The following is a 24873-nucleotide window of genomic DNA, read 5'->3' as shown; positions in this document are numbered from 1 at the left end:
GTTTTGCTGAACAAAAGAGGGAGTAGCCAGTCTGGCAACTCCCTCTTTTTATGCTTTATATGTGGAAAATAAGCGCTCTTGCATTTTTTCCTCGAATGAAAACTTTTTCATGCTCATCCCTACTAAGCTCACTAGTATCTCTTCAATATCAGCTAATGAATAATAAAGAAAGGCACCTTCTCGCATTGGACGAACTCGTTTGTCAACAGTTTGTTCCTCTTCAATAAAATAGGCGACATTGACATCACAATGCCCCATCAATTGTGTAATACGTTGATCATCACCTGGATTGATAAAGAAAGGTACTATTTTATCGATATACAAAATACTTTGCACAAGTTTAATGAAGAAATTTTCACGTAAGGAAGACTCCACCACTAAAATGGTCGTTTGTTCATGCTGATAATCCATATATAATACATTTAATTGCTCTTCTAATAGCTTTTTTAAGATACTAATAGAATTTCTATATTTCGTCATATCTGTTTGTATTTCTCGTGTTAGCAAACGTAGTATACGAAACGCTGGTAAGAAAATTTTTAAGACAATTTCTTTAGGATGTAAATGATCAATTAATTTACTAAAATGAATTCTCAGATTATTCTCATCACAGCGGATTAATTGCTCCACAAATAAGTTAAAAATCTCTTCGAAGCTATTCGCCCTGTAGTCAATCATCTTCGTAATTTTCACACTATAGTTTAAAGGCAAGTTCATAGATTTTTGCTCATCTAGCAACCTCACCTTTGGTAATGTCGGAAATAAATCATAAACTAGCTCTACTTGTGCACTACGATTATCCGATAGCATAACAACCGAGTTGACTGGGTAAATGCCTAAACATTCAACAAACTTATGCATAAAGTTCTCATTATATAAATGACGATCCCTGTATAAAACAGCTAATGCATCTGTAGCACCGTAGCCAACATGGTAGACTCTTTTCGATGTCATGGCTGAATACACATCAATAATTTGTAATAATTGCACACCGTCACTCATTTCATCTGCACAAAGTTGATTTGGATAGCCCTTCCCTGCAAAGCGTTCATGATGATCTCTCGCTAAATAGGCAATGTCTTCCTCCTGATATTCTATTAGTAAGTCATAACCTTTTGTTGTATGTGTTTTGACGATTTCAAACTCATCTTCAGAGAGTTTGCGCTTTAAATTTAATATTTCCTGCGGTATAAAGACCTTCCCAATATCGTGGAATAAATAACCTCTTGCTAATGTTTCAATATCCGTTAAACCTAGATATCTAGCAAAGATTGTCCCTAACACAAATACATCAAATGAGTGGACAAATGAATATTCATCCCATTCCTTTAAGCGCATAAGTAGCTCATAGCGATGTTTTTTTTCTAAAATTTTTTCAAAAACACCACGTACATAAGCCGTATCTTGCATGCTTTTCAGTATTTGTCCATATCGTAATTCATGCACAACATTCTCCAACGTTGTCATAAAAAGCTGACTTACCGTTTCTTTATATTCATCTACTGGTTCAGTTTTTTCAATTAATGGAGCAAATAAATCTTCATATTCTCTTGTTCGTTGAATACTTAAATCATGAACAACTCGAACTGAATCAGATGGTAAATAGACTGACAATTCATCTACTTTTCGAAGTTTAAGTAAGGCAATAATTCGCTCCGTTAAAACTAAATCTTTTTTAGCTAATAGACGATAGTCTGAGAAAATATCTTCAGCTAATATATCATTCGCTTCAACTTCCTGAATACTTAAGGTTACTTTTCGTAGCATGTTTTCTGCCACATACGCAATGTACTAAGCACTATGTGACTCCCTCCTTCTTCCATAGGACTGCGTTATTCTGATAACGTATCAATGACTCCTCGCTTTCGCACAGATGAATATGTCCTGATTTTTCCAAGCTTGCTTGAAAAGCTTCTTTTTTAAAACCGTGACATCTAGCGGAGGCTTTATCTTGATTCAACCAGTGTTTAAACACCCGTTAAAAAAAGCAAAACAAGCATTTATTTTTCCCTATAGAGAGGGAGGCTTTTGTACCTAATGTTGTGCTTTTGATACAAAAAAACATTTGCTGAATCAAGATAAAATACGTTTTGCTGATAGAGGCTTCCATTTCATAGGCATGTCTAAATTGATCTAGCGTACATTTGTGTCGATGGGGATGAAACGACTAAATTATATTTTTAAAATATAAATACGATTATCTATATTTATTACAATATCATAGGTTAAAATACCTTTTCAACTAGTATATGGGACTCAAGTGATCGGTTTCTACTATTAATATATTGAAAACTAAAGAAAAACACAAAACCTTTTACCTATTATTTTTCATTTATCATCGAAATAAAAATTAATAAAAAGTCAAATAGACCCTTTACTTAAATTTCACAATCATAACTTTATTATATAAAACTAATTTTCTATAATCATTTTAATTTGTAAAAATTGAAATTTTATTCATTTACAATCCGCCTCTCATTCCCTTAAAGTATAACCAACGATGCTACTATTGACCTATCCAACTCTCTCCATATAGATGTATAGTTCAAGAGGCAAATCAAGTTTCGTTGCTGTTAAACATTTAATTACCAGTAATGTCATGCTCAAGGATGATATTTCCTCTATTCGCAGTTCCAACTTTTTGGTATAAATAAGGTATTATAGTTAGTATTAGCTGTTAAATAATGAATAATTAATATGCTAAAGACATCCCCCTTTTTAACATTCAATCGTCCGGAAGTTTGAACTGATACATAGGAAGGTCTGAACGAAACATTCATACTATAAAATTTTATATTGTACTATTTGGAGGAATTCAATTGAAGTCTCAACGTTTATTTCAACTAGCCATGGCATCTGCCTTAGTAACAAGTGCGATTGTTATCGCACCACCAGCACATGCAGCATTTTTTCCTGATGTTAATCCATCCACTGAAGAAGGAAAAGCTATCATTCAGTTAGCAGAGCGTGTCATTATTTCTGGCTATATGGACGGAACGTTTAAACCTGCAAACCCTATTACACGCACACAGGCTGCGAAAATTTTAGCAGGTATTTTAAAGTTAGATACAGTTCATGTAAAAAATCCTCAATTTAAGGACATTAAACCTGGCGATGAAAATTACGGAGCGATTGCCGCATTAGCCAATGCAGGAATAATTAATGGGGCAAATGGTTACTTCTACCCAAATCAAAATATTACACGCGAACAAATGTCAAAAATGATTGCTAAGGGCTTTGGATTAACGAGTCCAAGTAATACACAATTGCCATTTACAGATGTCAAAAAAGGAACTGAATTCGAACCTCATATTAAAGCTTTATTTGCCAATGGCATTACAAAAGGAACGTCAGCCACTACATACGGTCCAAAGAGTCCTGTGAAGCGTTCCCAATTGGCTGCCTTCGTTGTACGTGCTGAAAAAATGTTAAGCAATGCAACCGTTTATGCAAGTCAATTTAAACAGGACTATATCTTTGCGTCTTATGGTGGTCTTGAGCCAGCAGAGGATATTTTCACATGGACTGAAGAGGAAGATATGACAGAGTCTATCACGATTACCCCTATAAAAGAAGGTACGGGCAAATTAGTGATTACTGGATTTACTGATGATTCAGAGGACTTTACAACTATTTTTTATTTAGTTCATGTGAAAAATGTCAATGGAAAACTGAAGGTAACGCTTGAGGAAGTAAAGGAAGAGGATTATACAGAAAATTCACCACTTGATTTAGCAGAAAGCAATTTACCATTCGTGCCAACTGAGGTAACAGTTCAAAATATGAACGGGCAGGCACTTGCATCGAATTTATACAGCTTTAATCAGAATGATCAAACATTAACTATCTTGAAAAATGGACAGTTCATTGTTACATTTTCAGATGGGACACAGCAACAAAAGATGGCGGCTGATGTGTATGCCTATGACTTTGTTCGCGGTATTGATTTGTACCATTTAACTGACGAATTAACACTATCAACGCCAGTATTACCTTTCGAGCCAGCTAGTGTAGCTCTTGAAGTTTTTGACTTTGAGCCAGCGCCTGTAAAAGCAACTATTCTTAATGGACAACTACATGTTACACCAAAAACAGAAGGTATTGCCATTCTTCATCTAACAGGTAAAAACGAGGAAACAGTCTATCTCTATGTGGAAAGTAAAAAAATTGCTGGACAATGGGCTTTTCTATATGAATTTGATATCTGAAATAATTTTTTAATAGCACAAAATGCCAGAAGAACATTATGAGTCTTCTGGCATTTCATTTTTAGATCGTATTTGCAATTCAGGCGTTCGCTCTAGTTGCTCAATAAATTTTTTCGTCTTAAAGCGGATACCTGTTTGTTCTTCATAGATGGTTGTAATAATTTTTTTGATGAAATATTTTGTTTCTTTTTTTAGCTCTATTTTTCCGATTTGATCGATTGGAACAGTATAAAACATACGTATAAGCTTCAGTTGTGTTGGTGTTAAACGAATGATATAGGGGTCATACTGATAACAGCGATGACATAAAAACCCTCCTTGTGCAAAGGAAAAAGCAAATTCCCCATCGACAGCACCACACGCAGCACAGGCATGTAAAATAGGTTGCACACCTGTATAGGGTAACATTTTCCACTCAACAAATAGTGTGATAGCTTCGGGATCATAGCCTTCCTCAATTGCTTGTAATGCGTGTAATAATACATCAAAAGCAAATGGCTCTGGTTTCCCTTCTTCCACGACACGTTCCACCAGTTCCATGATATAGCTAGCATAGGCAGTGGCCATAATATCTTCACGAATATGACGCATCGAGTTCAAATGCTCTCCTTGTTGTAATGTCCCCATACCAGTATGATGTTGCACCATAAACATGCCATAGGTAAAGGGTTGTGTGACGGACGCCAATCGACTAGAAGGCTTTTTTGCCCCCCTAGCCATTGTAGCCACTTTGCCAGCTTCTCGTGTTAGCAGAGTGACAATTTTATTGGATTCCCCATAAGCACGTACCTTTAATACAATGCCTTCCCATTTATGAAGCATAGTTCTCCTCCTTTCCTAAAAGAGCTATCCAAGAAAAGAGAGCTATCCAAAATGCTTTGGACAGCTCAAAGTAATACCTCTCAATTACACTCAGATTTTACTGAGCAGACGATTTGAAAAAAGACCTCCAGGAGGCAATCTATAACATCTGCTGAAGTCTATATTTTTAATTCAGCAGGCGTTTGAACATCTGCTAAGAAATTCACCCGATAAACACTGCTGGATTAGGATCACAACAGCTTAATATTCATCATCACGGAATCCAAAATCGCGTAAATGTGTAGATTTATTACGCCAATCTTTTTGTACCTTAACCCATAGCTCTAAATAGACTTTTGAGCCTAACAGCATTTCAATATCCTTTCGTGCACGTGTCCCTACTTCTTTCAGCAAGGCTCCACGTTTCCCAATGACAATGCCTTTTTGAGAATCGCGCTCCACAATAATCGTCGCGGCCACATGAATTTTGTCAGCATTTTCTTCATCACGGCGAATTTTATCAATCACCACTGCAATCGAGTGGGGAATTTCTTCACGTGTTAAATGTAAAACTTTTTCGCGTATCAGCTCTGAGATGATAAATCGCTCAGGATGATCCGTCACTTGATCTGCTGGGTAATATTGTGGTCCTTCTGGTAAATATTTTGCTAACGTCGCTAATAAATTTTCTACATTATTCCCTTGTAGTGCTGAAATCGGTACAATTTCTGCAAAATTATAGCGCTCTTTATAGTTCTCAATAATCCCTATTAATTCGTCTGGATGAATGGCATCAATTTTATTGATGACCAAAAAGACAGGCGTCGGATTCCCCGCCAACAATTCTAAAATGAATTCATCGCCTTTACCAAGTTTTTGCTCAGCATTGACCATAAACATAATAACATCCACTTCACGCAATGTATTTTTAGAAACTTTCAGCATGAAATCGCCTAGTTTATGTTTTGGTTTGTGAATACCTGGTGTATCAATAAAAACCATTTGGCTATCATCTGTTGTCAGTACACCTTGTACTTTATTTCGTGTTGTTTGTGGCTTATCACTCATGATCGCAATTTTTTGGCCAATGACACGATTTAAAAATGTCGATTTTCCTACATTTGGACGACCAATAATGGAGATAAAGCCTGACTTGTAGCCATTGTTAGTTTCCTGCATTCTCTAAATCCTCCGTCGTAAATGCAAACGGTAGTAATTCGCCTACCGACGTTACCGTCACATCACCTTTTAAGTTCGTTAAATAAACAGGCATAGTTGGCGCACAAAACTCCATCATTACCTGACGACATGCTCCACACGGTGCGCATGGCCCGTCCGTATCAGCAACAATGGCAATGGCTTCGAATTCATAAATGCCCTCTGATACAGCTTTAAAGAACGCTGTACGCTCCGCACAATTCGTCATACTATAGCCTGCATTTTCAATATTGCAGCCGTGAATGACCTCTCCCTCTTTTGTTAAAAGAGCTGCACCTACTTTAAATTTCGAGTATGGAACATAGGCTTTTTCACGTGCTTTTTTTGATTCCTCTAATAATCCTTGCATATCCACTGTCATCTATACAAATTCTCCCTCACATTATGGTTTATTTTCATTAAGAAGACACTCATTTCCATTAAAACCATTTTGGCAGAAAGATGAGTAATCCGATTATAGCACTGAATAGCGCAAATACAAGCACTGCACCTGCCGCAATATCTTTCGCCTGCTTAGCAAGTGGATGTATCTCTGGGGAAGCTAAATCAACCGCCCGTTCGATAGCTGTATTGATCATTTCCAGCGCAAACATTAGTGCTATTAATAGTAGCACAATATACCATTCCATACGAGATAAACCTGTCCAATAACCAGCCATTATAACAATGATTGCACTAATTATATGTGATTTTAAATTTTGTTCTTTACTTGCTGTGATAATGCCTTCCAATGCATAGCCAAAAGATCGCAAGTATTTGCGCAAATCCATTTAGTCTCGCCCTAAGCCGAAAGTTTGTAAAATTTCATCTTGCTTTGTAAACATTTTTTTCTCTTCTTCTGGCTCCATATGGTCATAACCAAGCAGATGTAAAAAACCATGTACAGCTAAAAAACCTAATTCTCGTTCAAAGGAATGATTGTATTCCTCAGCCTGCTCTTTGGCACGGTCTGTAGAAATGATAATATCACCTAGTACACGTGGCATTCCTTCAAAAGTTACCTCGATTTCCCCTTCCCCTAGCTCCTCTAACGCAAAGGAAATGACATCTGTAGGCTGATCCTTGCCACGATACTCACGGTTAATATCTTGAATCGTCTCATTCGTTACAAACGTCACTGAAACCTCAGTTTCTGGCTCAATATTTTCAATACTCGCTGCATGCTGTAAAAGCTTTTCAACAAGCTCTGTATGTGGTGTAGCCACTTCATTTGTTTCATCTGTAAAATCAATTGTTAAAATCATAGATCCTCCTACTTATCTGCCTTTGGATATTCAATACGTGAGTGGAAAATACCATTCAACGTTTCACAAAGAACTCTCTCTATACATTTTAACTCTTTTATCGAAATATCGCATTCATCAAACTGATTATCCTGTACACGATCATCAATGATCGCTCGTACTAGCTTATGAATTTTTTCAGCATTCGGCTCTTTCATTGAACGAACTGCTGCCTCAACACTGTCAGCAACACTAATAACCGCTGCTTCCTTAGTTTGTGGTTTTGGACCTGGATAACGGAGCTTTGCCTCATCAATGCTTTTTCCTTGTTCCTTCGCTTTAAACAAGAAGAACTTTAATAAACTTGTACCATGATGTTGTAAAGCGATATCGATAATTTCTTGCGGCATTTTATAGCGTTTTAACATGTCGGCTCCATCTGTTGTATGGGCGATAATAATTTCTGCACTTGTCTCAGGCGGTAAAGAATCATGCGGATTAATACCTGACATTTGATTTTCAATGAAAAAGGCAGGACGCTTTGTTTTACCTATATCATGATAATAACAACCAACACGCGCTAGTAAACCATCTGCACCAATTTCTTCACAGGCAGCTTCTGCTAAATTCGCTACCATTACACTATGATGATATGTCCCTGGTGCTTCCATTAGTAATTTTTTTAATAAAGGATGATTAGGATTGGATAGCTCAATTAAACGCAGCGACGATAATAAGCTAAATGCTGACTCAAAGAATGGTAAAAGTCCCATTGTTAATGCCCCTGAAAGCAAGGCAGATAACATAGCTGCAATCAAGTAAAACACTAATTCTGGCAAGCCGTAGGATGATTGTGTCATGAGTAAATAAAAGGCGATAAATGCCATGTTGACAAGGGAAATCACACCAACTGCATGTAAAATATGTGAGCGTTTTTCCACACTGCGCAAAAAGAACAGGCTTGCAAGCCCTCCAAAAATAATATACAACGTAATTTCCATTTGCATAACAGATGAATAGCCTTCTTGAAAAATAACACCTGCTGAGGCTGCGGTCATAACGGTAATGAGCACAGCTGCTCGTTCATCCGCTAATAATCGTACAAGCATTGTAGCTAATGCCGTCGGGAACAGAAAGGCAATCGTTACATCAAAGCCACCAGACACTAAGCTAATAAATTTCATGAGCAGGATTGACAATGTATAAACAATCACTGTCACTAATAAGGCATTGCGTTTTTTTCGTTCGTCAGCATCCCAACGCTCAAATAAAATATACATAAACATCATTTGCAGTAGCGTTAAAATAATAAGTCCAGCAATTGGCTTCAAGGATGCTTTATTACTTACCATACCCAATAGCTCTAATTGTCGGTAAGCCTCATTATCAATAATTTGACCTTCCTGCACAATGATTTGTCCTTGTAAGATTCGTGTCGGCTCGACGCTTTCCTTCGCCTGCTCTTTGCGAATTTTCGTTTGGTCTTCGTTAATTGTTTCATTTTCAATAATACTTGTACGCCCTATTAACACGACTGTATTGAATATTTTATCAGGATACCCTCGTTGCCCTCGAATCTTTGTCTCAAAATCATTTTGAGCAACAAAGACATTTTCAGGTCGGATAGACTTTTGTAAATAGTCCTCTACAAATTTGGATAATTGCGTACTAGTTCTGTTTAAATCTTCATCACTTTGCACTAACAGACCTTCCAACTGTGAATCTGTAAAGATTAATGGCATCTGGTCTTCATCTATTGATTCGAATTTTTTGCGAAGCTGTGCAACTTGATCGGCAATAGGTATAGGTTCCTTACTGTTTGCAACATCCTTTTTCACTTCTAGTACATAATCAAACAATGATGTTACAATCGCTGCTCTTTGCTTGGCGACATCCTCCGAAAATTGATAGACTGAATCCACTGCATTGGCGGCTTTTTCCCGCTCTAGCTGCGTCTTATAAGTGTCTTCAATCGTTTTGGTAGATCGTACGGTTTCAGGCGCAAGCTGTAGTGGTTTGAAATCATATGTAACTCCCTTAACATTGCCATACATAAACGCAAACTGTAGGCCGCCTGTTAAAATGAGAATGATGATAATAAAGTAGCGAAAACCGATAAGCTCTGTAAATTTTCGAAGTTGTTTCTCCATTTGGCACCTCCTCTATCTACCTACTATCATACCAATTCAACATACATTTTTCTCGAAAAATGTATAAGAAAGCAAAAAACAACTATACAATTTTGCATAGCCGTCACATTTTTTCCCATATTTTGATTAATTTCGTAGTTTAGCTATTTGCTTTGTAATGATGATTTTAAAACACTATCACATCTGGCGCTTCGCTTGCCGGGCAGACTTTTTAAACCTTGTTGCCCCTGGCGCTTCGCTTGCCGGGCAGATTTTTTAAACCTCGTTGCCCCTGGCGCTTCGCTTGCCGGGCAGATTTTTTAAACCTCGTTGCCCCTGGCGCTTCGCTTGCCGGGCAGACTTTTTAAACCTTGTTGCCCCTGGCGCTTCGCTTGCCGGGCAGATTTTTTAAACCTCGTTGCCCCTGACGCTCCGCTTGCGGGGCAGACTTTTTAAACCCCGTTGCCCCTGACGCTTCGCTTACGGGGCAGACTTTTTAAACCTCGTTGCCCCTGACGCTTCGCTTACGGGGCAGACTTTTTAAACCTCGTTGCCCCTGGCGCTTCGCTTGCCGGGCAGATTTTTTAAACCTCGTTGCCCCTGGCGCTTCGCTTGCCGGGCAGACTTTTTAAACCTTGTTGCCCCTGGCGCTTCGCTTGCCGGGCAGATTTTTTAAACCTCGTTGCCCCTGACGCTTCGCTTGCGGGGCAGACTTTTTAAACCTCGTTGCCCCTGACGCTTCGCTTACGGGGCAGACTTTAGAATTGCTTCGCAATTCTAAAGTTGCTGTTCTTCGTAGGCTTGGATGATTTTGGCTACGATTGGGTGGCGTACGACATCGCCTTGTTCTAATACTTGGAAATGTATGGATTTTACATATTTTAATGTACGCTCTGCTACAATCAAGCCAGATTCCGTATTTTTAGGTAGGTCAATTTGCGTTTTATCACCTGTAATGACCATTTTAGAACCGAAGCCTAGACGTGTTAAAAACATTTTCATTTGCTGATGTGTTGTATTTTGAGCCTCATCCAAAATAACAAAGGCATCATCTAATGTACGACCACGCATATAAGCTAATGGCGCGATTTCTATTGTTCCGCGTTCAATCAGTCTTTGTGTTTGTTCAGCCCCGTAAATGTCGTTTAAAGCGTCGTAGAGAGGTCTAAGATAAGGATCTACCTTTTCCTTTAAATCTCCTGGCAGAAATCCTAGAGACTCTCCTGCTTCAACAGCAGGGCGAGTTAAAATAATTCGCTTTACATGCCCATTTTTAAGTGCCTGTGTTGCCATGACTACCGCTAAATACGTTTTCCCAGTACCGGCTGGACCAATACCAAAAACAACGTCTTTATGACGGATTGCTTGTATGTATTCTCGTTGACCAATTGTTTTTGCACGGATTGGCTTGCCTTTCGTCGTGCGTGCTATTTCTTCATCATAAAGTTCTGCAAAATATTCAATCGTGCCTTTTTGTATCATTTCAATCGCTGTTGTAACATCCCGTTGATCAATATTAATTCCTTTGCGAATGACCTTCAATAGTGCATGCAGAAGTAAGGTTGCCTGCTCCTTAGCATTTTCTTCACCAGCCAGCTGAATTTGCTCACCGCGCGTAATGATATGAACATTTAGTGCTTCTTCGACTAATTTCATATTTGCATCTGAAATACCGAGTAGCATAACCGCTTCGTTTGGATTATCCACCTGTAATACAGTTAACTGTTCTGACATAATCATTCTCCTTGTAGGCCTTGTATTGGACTTGCAATGTTTTCATTGACTAAAAATAGAACTTTCCCTTCAACTGTACCATTCCCCCACTTTGCCTGTAAAAGGTTTTCTTTCTTGATCATTGTTTTTGCAGGTAACGAACGTAACACTTTTTCATGCAGTAGAGGGATTAGCAATGACTCTATTTTCGATTCATCAAGCTCCACTTGCATCGTATTTGTCTGTTGTTCCTCTACAATCGAAACATAGGGGTCTAACCAATTCGGTAAATCCTTCTTTTGTACATAATCTACTTTTTCTTTGTGTATCCCCTTTAGCAATACTCGCCACTGCTTTTGCTGCACAGTTTCCATTGTAATCGTTGTTGGGATTTTGAACGAGCATTCAAGCCAATAGTCTGCAAATACCTCTCCCTTAGCCCCAACATAAACTTGATCTGTACCACTTTCAATAACACCACTCACAAGGACGTCTCCCTCATAGGCTGTATCATTTATTGAAATCTTCCGTTCACCATTTTGTATATTAAAATGAGTAATGACACCACTTTTCGTTGCGACTAAATGCGAAGCTAATTTGTCATTCGATTGCTCTGTTTGCTTCGGTGATTCCTGAGGTCTCAGTATTACTCGTCCGCCGTGTTTATCAATATGCACCCATGATAGCTCTCGATGTTGCTCTAACAGCTTTTGACGTATGATGGTATTGGAAGGTAAACTTTTTTTAGAGAGCGGTGTTTCTAGTTGAAAGGTCTCTTGAAAGGTTTTGCCTAGCCGCTGCTCCAGTTCGGGTGTCGCTGCCTCAATGTCCACTCGCCAAATGACTTGTGCGCAGATAATAGGAATGACAATCATCAAGGTTAAGCCAAGCAAAGTCCAAAGCTGTGCTCGGAAAACTTGCAGCTCATCTGCATAAAAAACAGCCATTTTCAAACGAAACTGTCTTCGAGCACGGCGAATTTTTGGTAAGTAATGCATAGTTGTTTCAAAGGAAACTTCTTGCTCACGAAAGACTACACGCTTTAACGGAACATGCTGGGCGTGCAATGCTTGAATAAAAGGATGAACATTTTCATGGCGCTTTATACGTATAATGATAGGCCGATTATTCCACATTTTAGCTCACATCCATATTCTTTGCCTTTTTCATCTGAAGCTCCTGTAGATTATCAACAGAGAGATGAAGCATTTCTTCTTTTAGAGCATTAATCTTCACGGAATCTGCATTGACAGTAATATGATAATCTGCATAAACAAACGAACAGGTCGTAGCATCTGCATGGATAAACCGATAAGGTCCAATAATTTTTAATGATTCGTATTCTAACAATTCGAGTAGTGGCGTTAATTGAAATAATTTTTTCATAAAAAATGCCTCCTTCTTCGGCAATATATGCATCGAAAAAGGAGGACATGCTAGTTATTTTCTTTTTGCTTTAGGTGGTCCTAATATTTCAGCCATTACGATCGCTTGCATGAGATCGTTTTTCGATTGAGGTAATTGAAAAGTCGATGGCGCACCGACTGTTTGCACCTCTTTTTTCCCAGCAGCTAGACGTCCTCTACTTTCTCGAATAGAAGGACGACTAGGAACATCCGTTGGCATAACTGGCGGGGCCATATAGCTTGGTATTTCCTGCTTCACCTGTTCTTCGACCAACTTTTTAGGCTCTTCGGCTTTCTCATTTTCAGGAATCCAATCACCAATAAACTCTCGTGCAAAATCTTCAAAACTTTGCGCTCTCCCTGCACGATGCGGCGTTGTTTCCGCCATAACTGGAGGCTCTGCCGCTGTATCTTTATTAAAAGGAGGCATCTGTTTCTGAGGCTTTTTATTTTTTGATTTTCCGAAAATAGAGCTGGCTATGGCAATTAAGGCAAGAATTATTAATTGTTCCATATGTTAGTTCCGCTCCTTTCCGTTTTTAAGCATTTGGATCATTCGTGTCTGGCTTATCAGTGCTTACTTTTGAAATCGAGTCGCGCATCGCCGTATCCGCTTGAATGTTACGATAATTCATGTAATCCATAATGCCAAGATTACCAGAACGTAATGCTTCAGCCATAGCCTGTGGTACTTCTGCTTCAGCCTCTACTACTTTCGCCTTCATTTCTTGAACACGGGCAATCATTTCCTGCTCATTCGCTACAGCCATTGCACGGCGTTCTTCAGCTTTTGCCTGAGCAATGTTTTTATCCGCCTGTGCTTGTTCAATCTGTAATTCTGCACCGATGTTTTTACCGATATCTACGTCGGCAATATCAATGGATAAGATTTCAAAGGCTGTTCCTGAGTCCAAACCTTTTGATAATACTGTTTGTGAAATCATATCAGGATTTTCTAATACTTCTGTATGGTGCACAGCCGAACCGATTGTCGAAACAATCCCTTCACCAACACGGGCAATAACTGTTTCTTCACCAGCACCACCGACTAAACGCTCGATATTTGCACGCACTGTAATACGTGCCTTTGCTTTAACTTCAATCCCGTTCATTGCTACACCTGAAATAAATGGTGTTTCAATAACTTTTGGATTAACAGACATTTGAACCGCTTCTAATACATCTCGACCAGCTAAATCAATCGCTGCACAACGTTCAAAAGATAGTTCAATATTGGCACGGTGAGCTGCAATTAATGCATTGACAACACGGTCAACATTACCACCTGCTAAATAGTGACTCTCTAACTGATTAATCGTAACAGGTAAACCTGCTTTATGTGCTTTAATCAACGGATTGACAATTCGAGAAGGGATAACTCGACGTAAACGCATCCCAATTAATGTGAAAATACTAACACGAACGCCTGCTGCTAATGCAGAAATCCACAGTGCTACCGGTACAAAGGTAAAGAATACCGCAAGAACAATGAATAAAATAACCAGTCCAGCAATTGGACCAATTAATGCTAAATCAAAACCCATTTTCTATTCCTCCATCTCTTTATCTGTTTGTCTCACAACAATACGTGAGCCTTCAACTTTAATAATTTCTACATGTTGATTGGCATCGATATAGCCACCTTCTGATACAATATCAATGCGTTCACTACCAAGTACCATTGTACCTGATGGACGTAGTGGTGTAAGCGTTTTCCCAATTTTTCCTAACAGTTCTGTGCGATTGACATTAGACACATACCCTTCTTCTGTCGTAGTTGCATCCATTAACACGAGCCTGTTTAAGACATGCATTTTTTTTCCGAAAAATTTCATCAGAATCACCATTCCTATCATCGCTATCACAAGCGCAATGAGAATTGCTACTATCATTTGCATCATATTTGCACCTGCCAGTATCAGACTTAGTAATATGAGCACGCCACCTAAAATTCCCACAATTCCTCCGGGGACAAAAAACTCTGCAATTACAAGGGCTAAACCAACTATAAATAACAATAATGTTTCATAACCAGCGAAGCCTGCAACCATATGTCCAAAGAAAAATAAACCAAGAGCTGATAGCCCCATTATACCTGGAACGCCAAATCCTGGCGAATATAGCTCCATCACCAGCCCTAAACTTGCGATAGACAATAAAATGGGTACAATGATTGGATTTGTAATAAAACGAGCCAATTTTTCAGAAAATGTTGGTTCGATGGGAACAATATCACTACCCTTAAGGTTTGTTTTCGCTAAAAGCTCCTGAAAATTTTTAACCGTTCCTTCAGAATAGCGAACCTCCAATGCCTCCGAAGCAGATAAGGTTAACAAATTCTTTCCGCCAGCACGGTATTCCGGTAGTTCATAGTTGGTATCTGCCATTGCTAATGCATACTTAGGATCGCGACCTGATGTTTCTGCCGCTGCCTGCATTTGAGCAAGCCAGGCACTATTAGCTTTTAAATCTGCTGCATTACCTGCTGAATCAATGACCGCTGCTGCACCGATTGTTCCATTCGGCACCATGTAAATCTCATCCGCATGTAAGGCTAAAAAAGCACCAGCTGAATGCGCATCCTTATTAATATAAGCAATTGTACGTATCTCCGTTGCATCCATAAGCATGGCGATATCACTTGCAGCATTCACAAATCCGCCAGGCGTATGTATATCTAAGATAATCGCCTCTGCATAGTTTTCTTCAGCCTCTTTAAAAGCTCGTTCTAAAAATGCATGAAGCCCTCGCTCTACTTCATTATGAATTGGAACATGGTAGACCTTACTACTTGCAAAAGCTGACGTTAATGGAAACGCTAACAAAAAAGTCATCCATATTACTAGTAAATAGCTGAGGATTCTCCGTCTTCGCATCTTTTTCCCTCCCTTCTAACATGCTTCTCCCTTGTATATACGGTCAATCATGCGAAAAGTTTCACAAATCTTAAAATTTTTTAAGTTTATTTAAGATTCATTTCCTTTGAATGATTGACACTTAGTATGCTACAAAAAAAGCCGAATGAATCAATAAGATATCATTCGGCTTTTTCATATGTACGTAAGCGTGAGCAATGTAAAATACCTGAAATCAATCCTCCATGTGATTAATTTCAGGTATAATTTTGTCTGCTCAGTGAATCATACAATTGCGTGTTATGAACGTAGGGATTTTTAATGGGAAATTAAATTACCACTTACGTTTACGTGCAGCTTCTGATTTCTTTTTACGTTTTACGCTAGGTTTTTCGTAGAACTCGCGCTTTCTAACTTCTTGAATTGTACCACTTTTTGATACAGTACGTTTGAAGCGGCGAAGAGCATCTTCAAGCGATTCGTTTTTGCGAACGACAGTTTTTGACATCTCTCTTTCCCTCCCTCCGAACACACGTCAATACACAATTAGGCAAATTACCTTCTGTTGTGTACTAAAAAATTATATCGTATTGTCTAATAATGGTCAATAGAAAGTGTGCGAAATTATCAAGTGAATTTTTGGTTTTATTTTTGTTAACTTATTCAAATTGTATTTAGCTAGCAATAGATCCAATATTTATTCTTCCTTCTAGTAAAACATGATTTATTGACAAACAAAAAGGCTGTTTCAAGTCCCCCTTGATCCAGCCAGCCACTTTTTAGAAAACTTTCTTCTGATCTCTATCATCTTTTAAAATTTCAACAGCCTCTCTAAAACGCTGGGAATGGACAATTTCCCGTTCACGTAAAAACTTTAAGCTATCATTTAAATCTGTGTCATCTGATAAATCAATAATCCATTGATAGGTGGCACGCGCCTTTTCCTCAGCAGCTATATCCTCATACAAATCTGCAATAGGATCACCCTTAGCCTGAATATAGGATGCTGTAAATGGTACCCCTGAAGCATTCTGATAAAATAAAGCACGATCATGATTTACATAATGGTCGCCTAGACCAGCCTCCTTGAGCATTTCAGGTGTCGCATCTTTTGTTAGCTTATAGATCATCGTGGCAATCATTTCTAAATGTGAAAATTCCTCCGTTGCTATATCAGTTAAGAGCCCTACCACTTTGTCTGGTATGGTATAGCGCTGATTCATATAGCGAAGGGCTGCTGCCAGTTCCCCATCTGCTCCTCCATATTGCTCAATTAAAAACTTAGCAAGCATTGGATTGCATGTACTAACTTTTACCGGATACTGGAGCTTTTTTTCGTAATACCACAAAAATTATTCCTCCTAGTTCTTTTGATTAGACCTGCCATGGCCACGGCGTATCAATCCAATTAAACGGATAATTCGAATAGCTTCTTCCAAAATTCATGAGCGGTCCATATTTCTGTTCGAAATCAACTTTAAGCTTCATGCTTTTCTCTGTATTTTCATTAAATTGCTGGATGGCATCATAATCGTGTGGATGGGTGTCTAAATAGAGGTTTAATTCCACAATGACGAAATCAATTGCCTGTATTTCTTCTAATTGCTTATAAAATTCAGGCGGCATCTTTTTAGTCATGCTTCACCCCTCCTTTTTAGGGGAAATGGATACGGGCTAAATAACTGTGGCCAAAGTGTTCCTGCCATTAGAGCTTCTCGTGGGGTTGGGAATTGTGGTAGTCCAGGTGGTTGAAAACCCATATATAATTGTGGTGGTGTAGCAAAGTATTTTACTTCGATAGGCTTACAAGGATCAAAAGGGCTAATATAGGGTCTCCAAGCCTTATACTGTGTAAACATGGCATCCTCCTTTCTGTCTTCACATTCATCAGTGGAGTATATGTGCGGAAAAAAATATTATGTTTATTCGACACAAAGAAGCCATAAGCTCATGCAAATCTGTGCAAGAGCTTATGGCTTTAAAATTAGTAATTGGAATCTGCAATTAAACCATTCATAATGGCAACACCAGAGCTTGCTCCAATACGTGTAGCACCAGCTTCTACCATTTTTTTCATATCCTCTAGGCTACGAACGCCACCTGAAGCTTTTACGCCCAATTCAGGACCTACTGTTTTACGCATAAGAGCAATATCTTCTGCTGTTGCACCACCAGTTGAAAAACCAGTTGATGTTTTCACATAGTCAGCACCTGCTGCCACAGCTAGCTCACATGCCTTCACTTTCTCTTCATCTGTTAATAAACATGCTTCAATAATCACTTTCACAAGTGCGCTGCCTTTAGCCGCTTCTACAACTGCTGCAATATCAGCTTGTACATGCTCATAGTTTTTATCTTTTAATGCACCGATATTAATAACCATATCTACTTCTTTTGCACCGTTAGCAATCGCATCTTTTGCTTCAAATGCTTTCACTGCTGGTGTATTGGCACCGAGTGGGAAGCCAATAACCGTACAAACTAAAACATCTGACCCTTGCAATAATTCGCTACTACGCTTCACCCATGTTGGATTGACACATACTGAAGCAAAGTTAAATTGCTTAGCTTCTGCACATAATTTTTCAATTTGTTCCTTTGTTGCCTCAGCCTTTAATAATGTATGATCAATCATACGCGCAAAATTTTGTTCCATTGTTAAACGCTCCTTCATTAAGCAAGATGTACGTACCTCTTCGAATCATACCATTTTTTCTCGTTGCCGTCTAATTTCTTTCTTAGCCAATTATTCATTAAATGCTATGTCATTGTTTTTTGAAACTCTACTAAATGAAAATCCGCAGTGAATGGCTTTTCTGACCCTTCCTTATGCCAGTCGTGATAAACGCTCAGTAAGCTTATAAATGACTGATATATTCTCTTCTATTTCTTCTCATTGTAACAAGAAAAGTGGGATATTCATCCAATAAAAAAGGATTGCCTCAAAAGCAGGCAACCCTTTGCATATTAATTAACTGTTTCTAAAACACGTACAAATTGTCCTTGTGAGTGTGGATAGCCTGCTTGTGTAATTTTTACTTTTACAAGCTGTCCAATCAGACTTTCTGGACCTTCAAATACGATTTTCAAGTAATTATCAGTATAACCTGTTAGAAGACCTTGCTCTTCACTGCCATCATGCACAAATTCTTCGGGAATCACTTCTAATACTTGATCTTCAAAACGAGATGCATATTCTTTTGCCAGTTGGTCATTTAAAGAGATCAGACGGTGTACACGCTCATTTTTAATGTCTTCATCAATTTGATCCTCCATGCGGGCAGCTGGTGTACCTGTACGTGGAGAGAATGGGAAGACGTGTAGTTCAGAGAATTTATGATCACGAATAAAGTTGAACGTTTCCATAAACTCTTCCTCTGTCTCACCTGGGAAACCAACAATAACATCAGATGTTACAGCTAAATCTGGTAAAGCTTCATGTAATTTCGTTAAACGTTCCCCGAAAAATTCCATTGTATATTTACGACGCATACGTTTTAACACCGTATCAGAACCCGATTGGATTGGAATGTGTAAATGATTAACGACAATCTTCGACTCACGAAGGACTTCGATGACTTCATCCGTCAATTGACTAGCTTCAATGGACGAAATACGAAGACGCTTTAAGCCTTTTACATTAGCCTCTAAATCACGTAGTAACTGAGCAAGATTATAATCTTTTAAGTCTTGTCCATAGCCACCCGTATGAATACCCGTTAAAACAATTTCAAGATAGCCAGCCTCAACTAATTGCTGGGCTTGATGTAATACTTCTTGGGGATCACGAGAACGCATTAAGCCACGTGCCCATGGGATAATACAAAATGTACAGAAGTTGTTACAGCCTTCTTGTATTTTTAAGGAAGCACGTGTACGGTCTGTAAATGCTGGTACATCTAATTCCTCATAAACGCGATTTTTCATAATATTACGTACGGCATTAATCGGTTGTCGTTCTGAACGATATTGATCGATATAGCCTAATAATTTCGTACGATCCTGTGTTCCTACAACAATATCTACGCCAGGAATCGCCATAATTTCAGCTGGGGATGTCTGTGCATAGCATCCCGTTACACAAATAACAGCATCAGGATTTTGTCGAACTGCGCGACGAATCACCTGACGAGATTTCTTATCTCCAGTATTGGTAACTGTACATGTATTAATGACATAAACGTCTGCTTGATGATCAAACTCTGTACGATCATAGCCATCTTCTTTGAACAGTTGCCAGATTGCTTCTGTTTCGTAATGATTTACTTTACAGCCAAGTGTGTGAAAAGCCACTTTTGACAAGGCTGAACACCTCTTTCATTCAAATTCATAGGATATGGCAGACAGTGCGTATAATGGCGCTGTTTCTGCTCGTAAAATTCTTGGTCCTAATGACATAGTTTGAGCGCCTGCATGTAACAGCGCTTCTGACTCTTGACGAGAAATGCCCCCCTCTGGACCAAAGATTATAAGCATTGATTTCGACTTCTTATCATACACGTTTTTTAGCTTCTCCGCAAACCTTGTGCGCTTTTCAGCCTTTGCATCCTCTTCATCTGCAATAAAAACGGCATCGAATTGATCTATTTGTTGTAGGAGCTGTTTAAAGGTAATTGGTTCAAAAACCTCTGGGATATGTGTACGATGGGCTTGTTCTGCGGCCTCTTTAGCAATTTTTTGTAATCTTTCTTGCTTTTTTGCCCCTTTTTTCTTGTCCCATTTCACAATGGAACGTTCAGCTTCAAATGGCTGTAATGCAAACATCCCAAGCTCCGTCGCTTTTTGTGTAATTAGCTCTAGCTTATCGCCCTTTGGCAAGCCACAAGCTACTGTTACATAAATAGGTAGCTCTGGTGAAGGTATTGTTTGACCAGTCGTTTCAATCACGACCTCATCCCCTTCAAACCCTTCGATTGTACATATATGAGCGGTGTTTTGTGCAACAACAACGATTTTGTCGCCCTGCTTCATCCGCATTACTCGCTCAATATGGCGTGCATCTTCTCCGCTAATACGTGCATTTTCTATGGCTGTTTCAATAAAATAACGTTGCATGCTACACAGTCCTTTCTAGCAAGACAGGAAAACGCCAAATCACAAGCACACGGCTTACGATTTGGCGCTTCTTCAGTCAGGTTATAGCGGTCGACGAGCAATAATAGCTACCCAATCTTCCATTAATAATACTTCTTCAATCACAAAGCCTGAAGCTTCTAATGCTGCTTTGACATCATCACGTTTTGCCCCGATAATGCCTGAAGTGACATATAATCCACCTGGTTTCACAATTGTAAATGCGTCGTCAGTGAAGGACATAATGATTTCGGCCAAAATATTAGCCACCACCACGTCTGCTGGTTCTTTGACAGTATCTAATAAGTTACCATGGAATACCTCTACCTTATCTTCTACTTTATTCAACGCCACATTTTCTTGTGCCGAACGTACAGCTACCTCGTCTAAATCGAGAGCATGCACACTTTTAGCACCAAGTAATGCTGCACCAATAGATAATACACCGGATCCTGTACCGATATCGACAACTGTATCCTCTTCTTTAATGACCTTTTCAAGTCCTTGTAAACACATCACCGTCGTTGGATGTGTACCTGTACCAAAAGCCATACCAGGATCTAATTCAATAATCAGTTCATCTGTTGAAACAGGTGTATAATCCTCCCATGTTGGTACGATTGTAAAGCGTTCAGAAATTTTGACAGGATGGTAGTATTGCTTCCAGGCAGTTGCCCAATCTTCCTCATTGACTTCAACAATGGAGACAACATTTTCACCGATATCAATGTTAAAGTTCGTCAAGTTTGTGATGGCTGCTTTAATTTCTTCGACCGTTTCATTTAAAAAACTAGACTCTGATAAATAAGCTTTGACAATGACGCCATCTTTCGGAAAATCATCTTCATTTAGCGCATAAATTTCACCATATTGATCTTCACGTGGCTTCGCAAATTCTGCAGAATCTTCGATGACAACACCACTTGCACCTGCTTCATGCAAAATATTCGAAATTGCTTCTACCGCTTCATTTTTTGTATGAATGGATAATTCAGACCACTTCACGTAGCTCTTCAGCTCCCTCTAATTATTCACCTTGGAATTTTTTCTTAATTTTATCGAATAGTGAACTACCTTGTTCTTCAGGGATATCGCCACTAATTTCAGCAAATTCTCGTAGTAATTGCTTTTGCTTTTCTGTTAATTTCTCAGGTGTCATGACTTTGACCGTTACATACTGATTCCCCATACCATAGCCATGAACATTTTTAACGCCTTTATCTTTAAGACGGAATTGGGCGCCTGACTGTGTGCCAGCTGGGATACGTAATTTGACTTTACCATGCACTGTAGGCACTTCAATTTCATCTCCAAGTGCGGCTTGAGGGAATGTCAACTTCAACTCGAAGTAAATATCGTCCCCATCACGTTCAAATTCTTTATGCCCTTGAACACGGAACATAATATATAAATCCCCTGCAGGACCACCGTTAATACCTGGTTCACCTTGACCCGATACACGAATTTGTTGTCCATCATCCACACCTGCTGGAATCGTCACTTTAATTTTCTTGCGTTTTTGAACTTTTCCTTCTCCACGACAAGTTGAACATTTTTCTTTAATGATTTTACCTGTACCATGGCAAGTCGTACATGCACGACGGTTCATCATGCGACCAAACGGTGTATCCACTGCTTGGTTGATTTGTCCAGCCCCATTACATGTCGAACATGTTTCTGGCTGTGTGCCTGGCTTCGCTCCTGAGCCATGACATGTTTCACACGTTTCATCTTTCGGAATTTCTATTTCTGTTTCTTTCCCAAAAATAGCTTCCTCAAATTTAATATTCATGCGATATTGTAGATCATCGCCTTTACGTGGCGCATTTGGGTCTTGACGGCGACCACTACCACCGAAGAAAGAGCTGAAAATATCCTCGAAGCCGCCAAAGCCGCCGCCTCCAAAGCCACCACCAAAGCCCGCATTCGGGTCTTCATGACCAAATTGGTCGTAGCGTGCTTTTTTCTGGTCGTCGCTTAATACTTCATATGCTTCAGCGATTTCTTTGAATTTTTCATCTGCACCCGGCTCTTTATTAAGATCAGGGTGATATTGTTTTGATAATTTACGGTATGCTTTTTTAATTTCATCTTTAGAAGCTGATTTTGTTAAACCAAGCACCTCGTAATAATCGCGTTTCTCCATGATTCACACTCCGCTCTGTTTGCATAAAATCTATTGTAACATGCAGTTGTTAAAACTGCCTTATTTTTTCGATTAATCATCCCATAAAATTGAGGTTTTCACTTCCTAGCAGCTAACGTATGCAACTATTCCATAAATGGTGTCATTTACGTGAAGCGATCACAACATCATGACAAAAGCCAAAGCCGCAAGCGGTCTTTGGCTTTTTCACTTAACTGTGTTACTTCCTATTTATCATCTTTTACTTCTTCGAAATCAGCGTCTACAACACCGTCATCTTTTTTACCAGCGCCAGTGTCTGCACCTGCGTCGCCACCTTGAGCCGCTTGAGCTGCCGCTGCCGCTTGCTCATAAACTTTCATCACTAGTGGCTGTAATACGCCTTCTAATTTTTCTTTTGCTGCTTTAATGCCTTCTAATTCACCAGCTTCAAGCGCTTTTTTCAATTCATCACGAGCGTCTTCAACAGATTTTTTCTCATCTTCTGTAATTTGCTCGCCTAAGTCAGCAATTGTTTTATCCACTTGGAATACTAATTGGTCTGCTTCGTTGCGAAGATCTGCTTCTTCTTTACGTTTAGCATCCGCTTCAGCATTAGACTCTGCGTCTTTTACCATGCGTTCAATTTCTTCCTCTGATAAACCAGAATCAGATTGAATCACAATTGTTTGCTCTTTGTTTGTACCAAGGTCTTTCGCTTTGACAGATACGATACCGTTTTTATCAATATCGAATGTTACTTCGATTTGAGGTACACCACGTGGTGCTGGTGGAATATCTGCTAATTGGAAGCGACCTAATGTTTTATTGTCAGCTGCCATTGAACGCTCACCTTGTAGAACATGAATATCTACTGCTGGTTGGTTATCAGCTGCTGTAGAGAATACTTGTGATTTAGAAGTAGGAATTGTTGTGTTACGGTCGATTAATTTTGTGAACACGCCACCCATTGTTTCAATACCAAGTGAAAGTGGTGTTACGTCAAGTAATACTACGTCTTTTACATCACCTGTTAATACGCCACCTTGTACAGCAGCACCCATAGCTACTACTTCGTCAGGGTTTACACCACGGTGAGGCTCTTTACCAGTTTCTTTACGTACCGCTTCTTGTACTGCTGGAATACGCGTAGAACCACCAACTAAAATAACTTGGTCGATTTCAGAAGTTGAAAGACCTGCATCAGATAATGCTTGACGTACTGGTCCAACTGTACGATTTACTAATGGTAATGTAATTTCGTCAAATTTTGCACGAGTTAAAGAAATTTCTAAGTGTAAAGGACCTGCTTCACCAGCTGTAATGAATGGTAAAGAGATTTGTGTTGATGTTACACCAGATAAATCTTTTTTCGCTTTTTCAGCGGCATCTTTTAAACGTTGCATCGCCATTTTATCTTTTGATAAATCAATACCGTTTTCTTTTTTGAATTCAGCTACTAGATATTCAATAACCGCGTCATCGAAATCATCCCCACCTAGTTTGTTATCACCAGCTGTAGCTAATACTTCAAAGACACCGTCACCTAACTCAAGGATAGATACGTCAAACGTACCGCCACCAAGGTCAAATACTAATACTTTTTGGTCTTGGTCTTGTTTGTCTAAACCATAAGCAAGTGCAGCGGCAGTTGGTTCGTTGATGATACGCTCTACTTCTAGACCTGCGATTTTACCAGCATCTTTTGTAGCTTGGCGTTGTGCATCATTAAAGTAAGCAGGAACTGTAATAACTGCTTTTGTTACTTTTTCCCCTAAGTAATCTTCTGCATAACCTTTTAAGTATTGAAGAATCATAGCCGATACTTCTTGTGGTGTGTAATCTTTATCTTCTACTGTTACTTTATCAGCTGTACCCATTTTTGATTTAATAGACATAATTGTATTAGGGTTTGTTACAGATTGACGTTTCGCTACTTCACCAACTTGACGTTCACCATTTTTAAATGCAACAACAGATGGTGTCGTACGGTTACCTTCTGGATTTGGAATTACTTTTGGTTCTCCACCTTCAAGTACAGAAACGCAAGAGTTTGTTGTTCCTAAGTCAATACCAATAATTTTGCTCATTAAAATTTCCTCCTATTATGTCAACGCAAGGG

General features: G+C 39.1%; 24 protein-coding genes. 1 reads left to right on the top strand and 23 read right to left on the bottom strand.

Translation table 11 applies throughout. The features are described from left to right. Window positions 1-48 precede the first annotated feature (48 nt). Window positions 49-1767 (bottom strand): HD domain-containing phosphohydrolase, encoded by a 1719-nt coding sequence (locus MHI34_RS15170; RefSeq protein WP_089933549.1) that lies wholly within the window; start codon window positions 1765-1767, stop codon window positions 49-51. Between the two features lie 1052 nt (window positions 1768-2819). Here MHI34_RS15170 and MHI34_RS15165 point away from each other — a divergent pair. After that, complete coding sequence (locus tag MHI34_RS15165; RefSeq protein ID WP_342503594.1) at window positions 2820-4208, top strand: S-layer homology domain-containing protein; 1389 nt, start codon at window positions 2820-2822, stop codon at window positions 4206-4208. Between the two features lie 36 nt (window positions 4209-4244). On the opposite strand, the gene recO is transcribed toward MHI34_RS15165, so the two are convergent. The 22 genes from recO to dnaK all read right to left on the bottom strand — a co-directional run bounded on the left by recO (window position 4245) and on the right by dnaK (window position 24841). After that, window positions 4245-5030 carry a DNA repair protein RecO gene (gene recO / locus MHI34_RS15160; protein ID WP_036120522.1) on the bottom strand — a complete coding sequence of 262 codons (786 nt, stop codon included), beginning with the start codon at window positions 5028-5030 and terminating at the stop codon, window positions 4245-4247. A gap of 240 nt (window positions 5031-5270) precedes the next feature. After that, complete coding sequence (era, locus tag MHI34_RS15155; protein WP_036120526.1) at window positions 5271-6188, bottom strand: GTPase Era; 918 nt, start codon at window positions 6186-6188, stop codon at window positions 5271-5273. Further along, window positions 6175-6588: a cytidine deaminase gene (locus MHI34_RS15150; protein WP_080717050.1), complete on the bottom strand. Its 414-nt coding sequence runs from the start codon at window positions 6586-6588 to the stop codon at window positions 6175-6177. Before MHI34_RS15150 ends, era begins: the two co-directional genes overlap by 14 nt. A 58-nt stretch (window positions 6589-6646) precedes the next feature. Next, window positions 6647-6997 carry a diacylglycerol kinase family protein gene (locus MHI34_RS15145; protein ID WP_036120529.1) on the bottom strand — a complete coding sequence of 117 codons (351 nt, stop codon included), beginning with the start codon at window positions 6995-6997 and terminating at the stop codon, window positions 6647-6649. Continuing rightward, on the bottom strand, window positions 6998-7471 hold the full coding sequence (ybeY, locus tag MHI34_RS15140; RefSeq protein WP_036120532.1) for an rRNA maturation RNase YbeY: 474 nt from the start codon (window positions 7469-7471) through the stop codon (window positions 6998-7000). Window positions 7472-7479: 8 nt separating this feature from the next. Then, window positions 7480-9600 carry an HD family phosphohydrolase gene (locus MHI34_RS15135; protein ID WP_058844758.1) on the bottom strand — a complete coding sequence of 707 codons (2121 nt, stop codon included), beginning with the start codon at window positions 9598-9600 and terminating at the stop codon, window positions 7480-7482. 756 nt (window positions 9601-10356) lie between these two features. Further along, on the bottom strand, window positions 10357-11313 hold the full coding sequence (locus MHI34_RS15130; protein WP_036121651.1) for a PhoH family protein: 957 nt from the start codon (window positions 11311-11313) through the stop codon (window positions 10357-10359). A gap of 2 nt (window positions 11314-11315) precedes the next feature. Continuing rightward, window positions 11316-12428, bottom strand: a complete 1113-nt coding sequence (locus MHI34_RS15125) for a sporulation protein YqfD (RefSeq protein ID WP_036121654.1) — start codon at window positions 12426-12428, stop codon at window positions 11316-11318. Window position 12429: 1 nt separating this feature from the next. After that, complete coding sequence (locus tag MHI34_RS15120; RefSeq protein WP_036121657.1) at window positions 12430-12678, bottom strand: hypothetical protein; 249 nt, start codon at window positions 12676-12678, stop codon at window positions 12430-12432. Window positions 12679-12732: 54 nt separating this feature from the next. Continuing rightward, window positions 12733-13212, bottom strand: coding sequence for a hypothetical protein (locus MHI34_RS15115; protein WP_342503593.1), 480 nt, complete (start codon window positions 13210-13212; stop codon window positions 12733-12735). A 25-nt stretch (window positions 13213-13237) separates the two neighbouring features. Next, window positions 13238-14242: a flotillin-like protein FloA gene (floA, locus tag MHI34_RS15110; RefSeq protein ID WP_036121665.1), complete on the bottom strand. Its 1005-nt coding sequence runs from the start codon at window positions 14240-14242 to the stop codon at window positions 13238-13240. A gap of 3 nt (window positions 14243-14245) precedes the next feature. Continuing rightward, on the bottom strand, window positions 14246-15574 hold the full coding sequence (locus MHI34_RS15105; RefSeq protein ID WP_342503592.1) for a nodulation protein NfeD: 1329 nt from the start codon (window positions 15572-15574) through the stop codon (window positions 14246-14248). A gap of 313 nt (window positions 15575-15887) precedes the next feature. Further along, window positions 15888-16061, bottom strand: coding sequence for a 30S ribosomal protein S21 (rpsU, locus tag MHI34_RS15100; RefSeq protein ID WP_004227078.1), 174 nt, complete (start codon window positions 16059-16061; stop codon window positions 15888-15890). A 271-nt stretch (window positions 16062-16332) separates the two neighbouring features. Beyond that, window positions 16333-16902 carry a manganese catalase family protein gene (locus tag MHI34_RS15095; RefSeq protein WP_036121670.1) on the bottom strand — a complete coding sequence of 190 codons (570 nt, stop codon included), beginning with the start codon at window positions 16900-16902 and terminating at the stop codon, window positions 16333-16335. Window positions 16903-16927: 25 nt separating this feature from the next. Next, window positions 16928-17191, bottom strand: a complete 264-nt coding sequence (locus MHI34_RS15090; RefSeq protein WP_058844755.1) for a spore coat protein CotJB — start codon at window positions 17189-17191, stop codon at window positions 16928-16930. Beyond that, complete coding sequence (locus MHI34_RS15085) at window positions 17188-17412, bottom strand: spore coat associated protein CotJA (protein WP_101966494.1); 225 nt, start codon at window positions 17410-17412, stop codon at window positions 17188-17190. The genes MHI34_RS15090 and MHI34_RS15085 overlap by 4 nt, the downstream gene beginning before the upstream one ends. A gap of 125 nt (window positions 17413-17537) precedes the next feature. Beyond that, window positions 17538-18209 (bottom strand): deoxyribose-phosphate aldolase, encoded by a 672-nt coding sequence (gene deoC, locus MHI34_RS15080; RefSeq protein WP_036121676.1) that lies wholly within the window; start codon window positions 18207-18209, stop codon window positions 17538-17540. Window positions 18210-18520: 311 nt separating this feature from the next. After that, window positions 18521-19855: a tRNA (N(6)-L-threonylcarbamoyladenosine(37)-C(2))-methylthiotransferase MtaB gene (gene mtaB / locus MHI34_RS15075; RefSeq protein ID WP_036121680.1), complete on the bottom strand. Its 1335-nt coding sequence runs from the start codon at window positions 19853-19855 to the stop codon at window positions 18521-18523. Window positions 19856-19870: 15 nt separating this feature from the next. After that, window positions 19871-20608, bottom strand: a complete 738-nt coding sequence (locus tag MHI34_RS15070) for a 16S rRNA (uracil(1498)-N(3))-methyltransferase (protein WP_340811710.1) — start codon at window positions 20606-20608, stop codon at window positions 19871-19873. Between the two features lie 81 nt (window positions 20609-20689). Beyond that, window positions 20690-21631 carry a 50S ribosomal protein L11 methyltransferase gene (gene prmA / locus MHI34_RS15065; RefSeq protein WP_036121686.1) on the bottom strand — a complete coding sequence of 314 codons (942 nt, stop codon included), beginning with the start codon at window positions 21629-21631 and terminating at the stop codon, window positions 20690-20692. 22 nt (window positions 21632-21653) lie between these two features. Continuing rightward, window positions 21654-22772, bottom strand: coding sequence for a molecular chaperone DnaJ (gene dnaJ / locus MHI34_RS15060; protein WP_036121690.1), 1119 nt, complete (start codon window positions 22770-22772; stop codon window positions 21654-21656). A 227-nt stretch (window positions 22773-22999) separates the two neighbouring features. Continuing rightward, entirely contained in the window at window positions 23000-24841 is a 1842-nt protein-coding gene (gene dnaK / locus MHI34_RS15055; RefSeq protein WP_036121693.1) for a molecular chaperone DnaK, read from the bottom strand. Between the last annotated feature and the right edge of the window lie 32 nt (window positions 24842-24873).

This window comes from Lysinibacillus sp. FSL L8-0126 (genome assembly GCF_038630385.1).
Taxonomy (GTDB): Bacteria; Bacillota; Bacilli; order Bacillales_A; family Planococcaceae; genus Lysinibacillus; species Lysinibacillus fusiformis_D.
The sequence above is the reverse complement of the archived record's forward strand: the minus strand, read 5'-3'. Positions and strand labels throughout refer to the sequence as shown.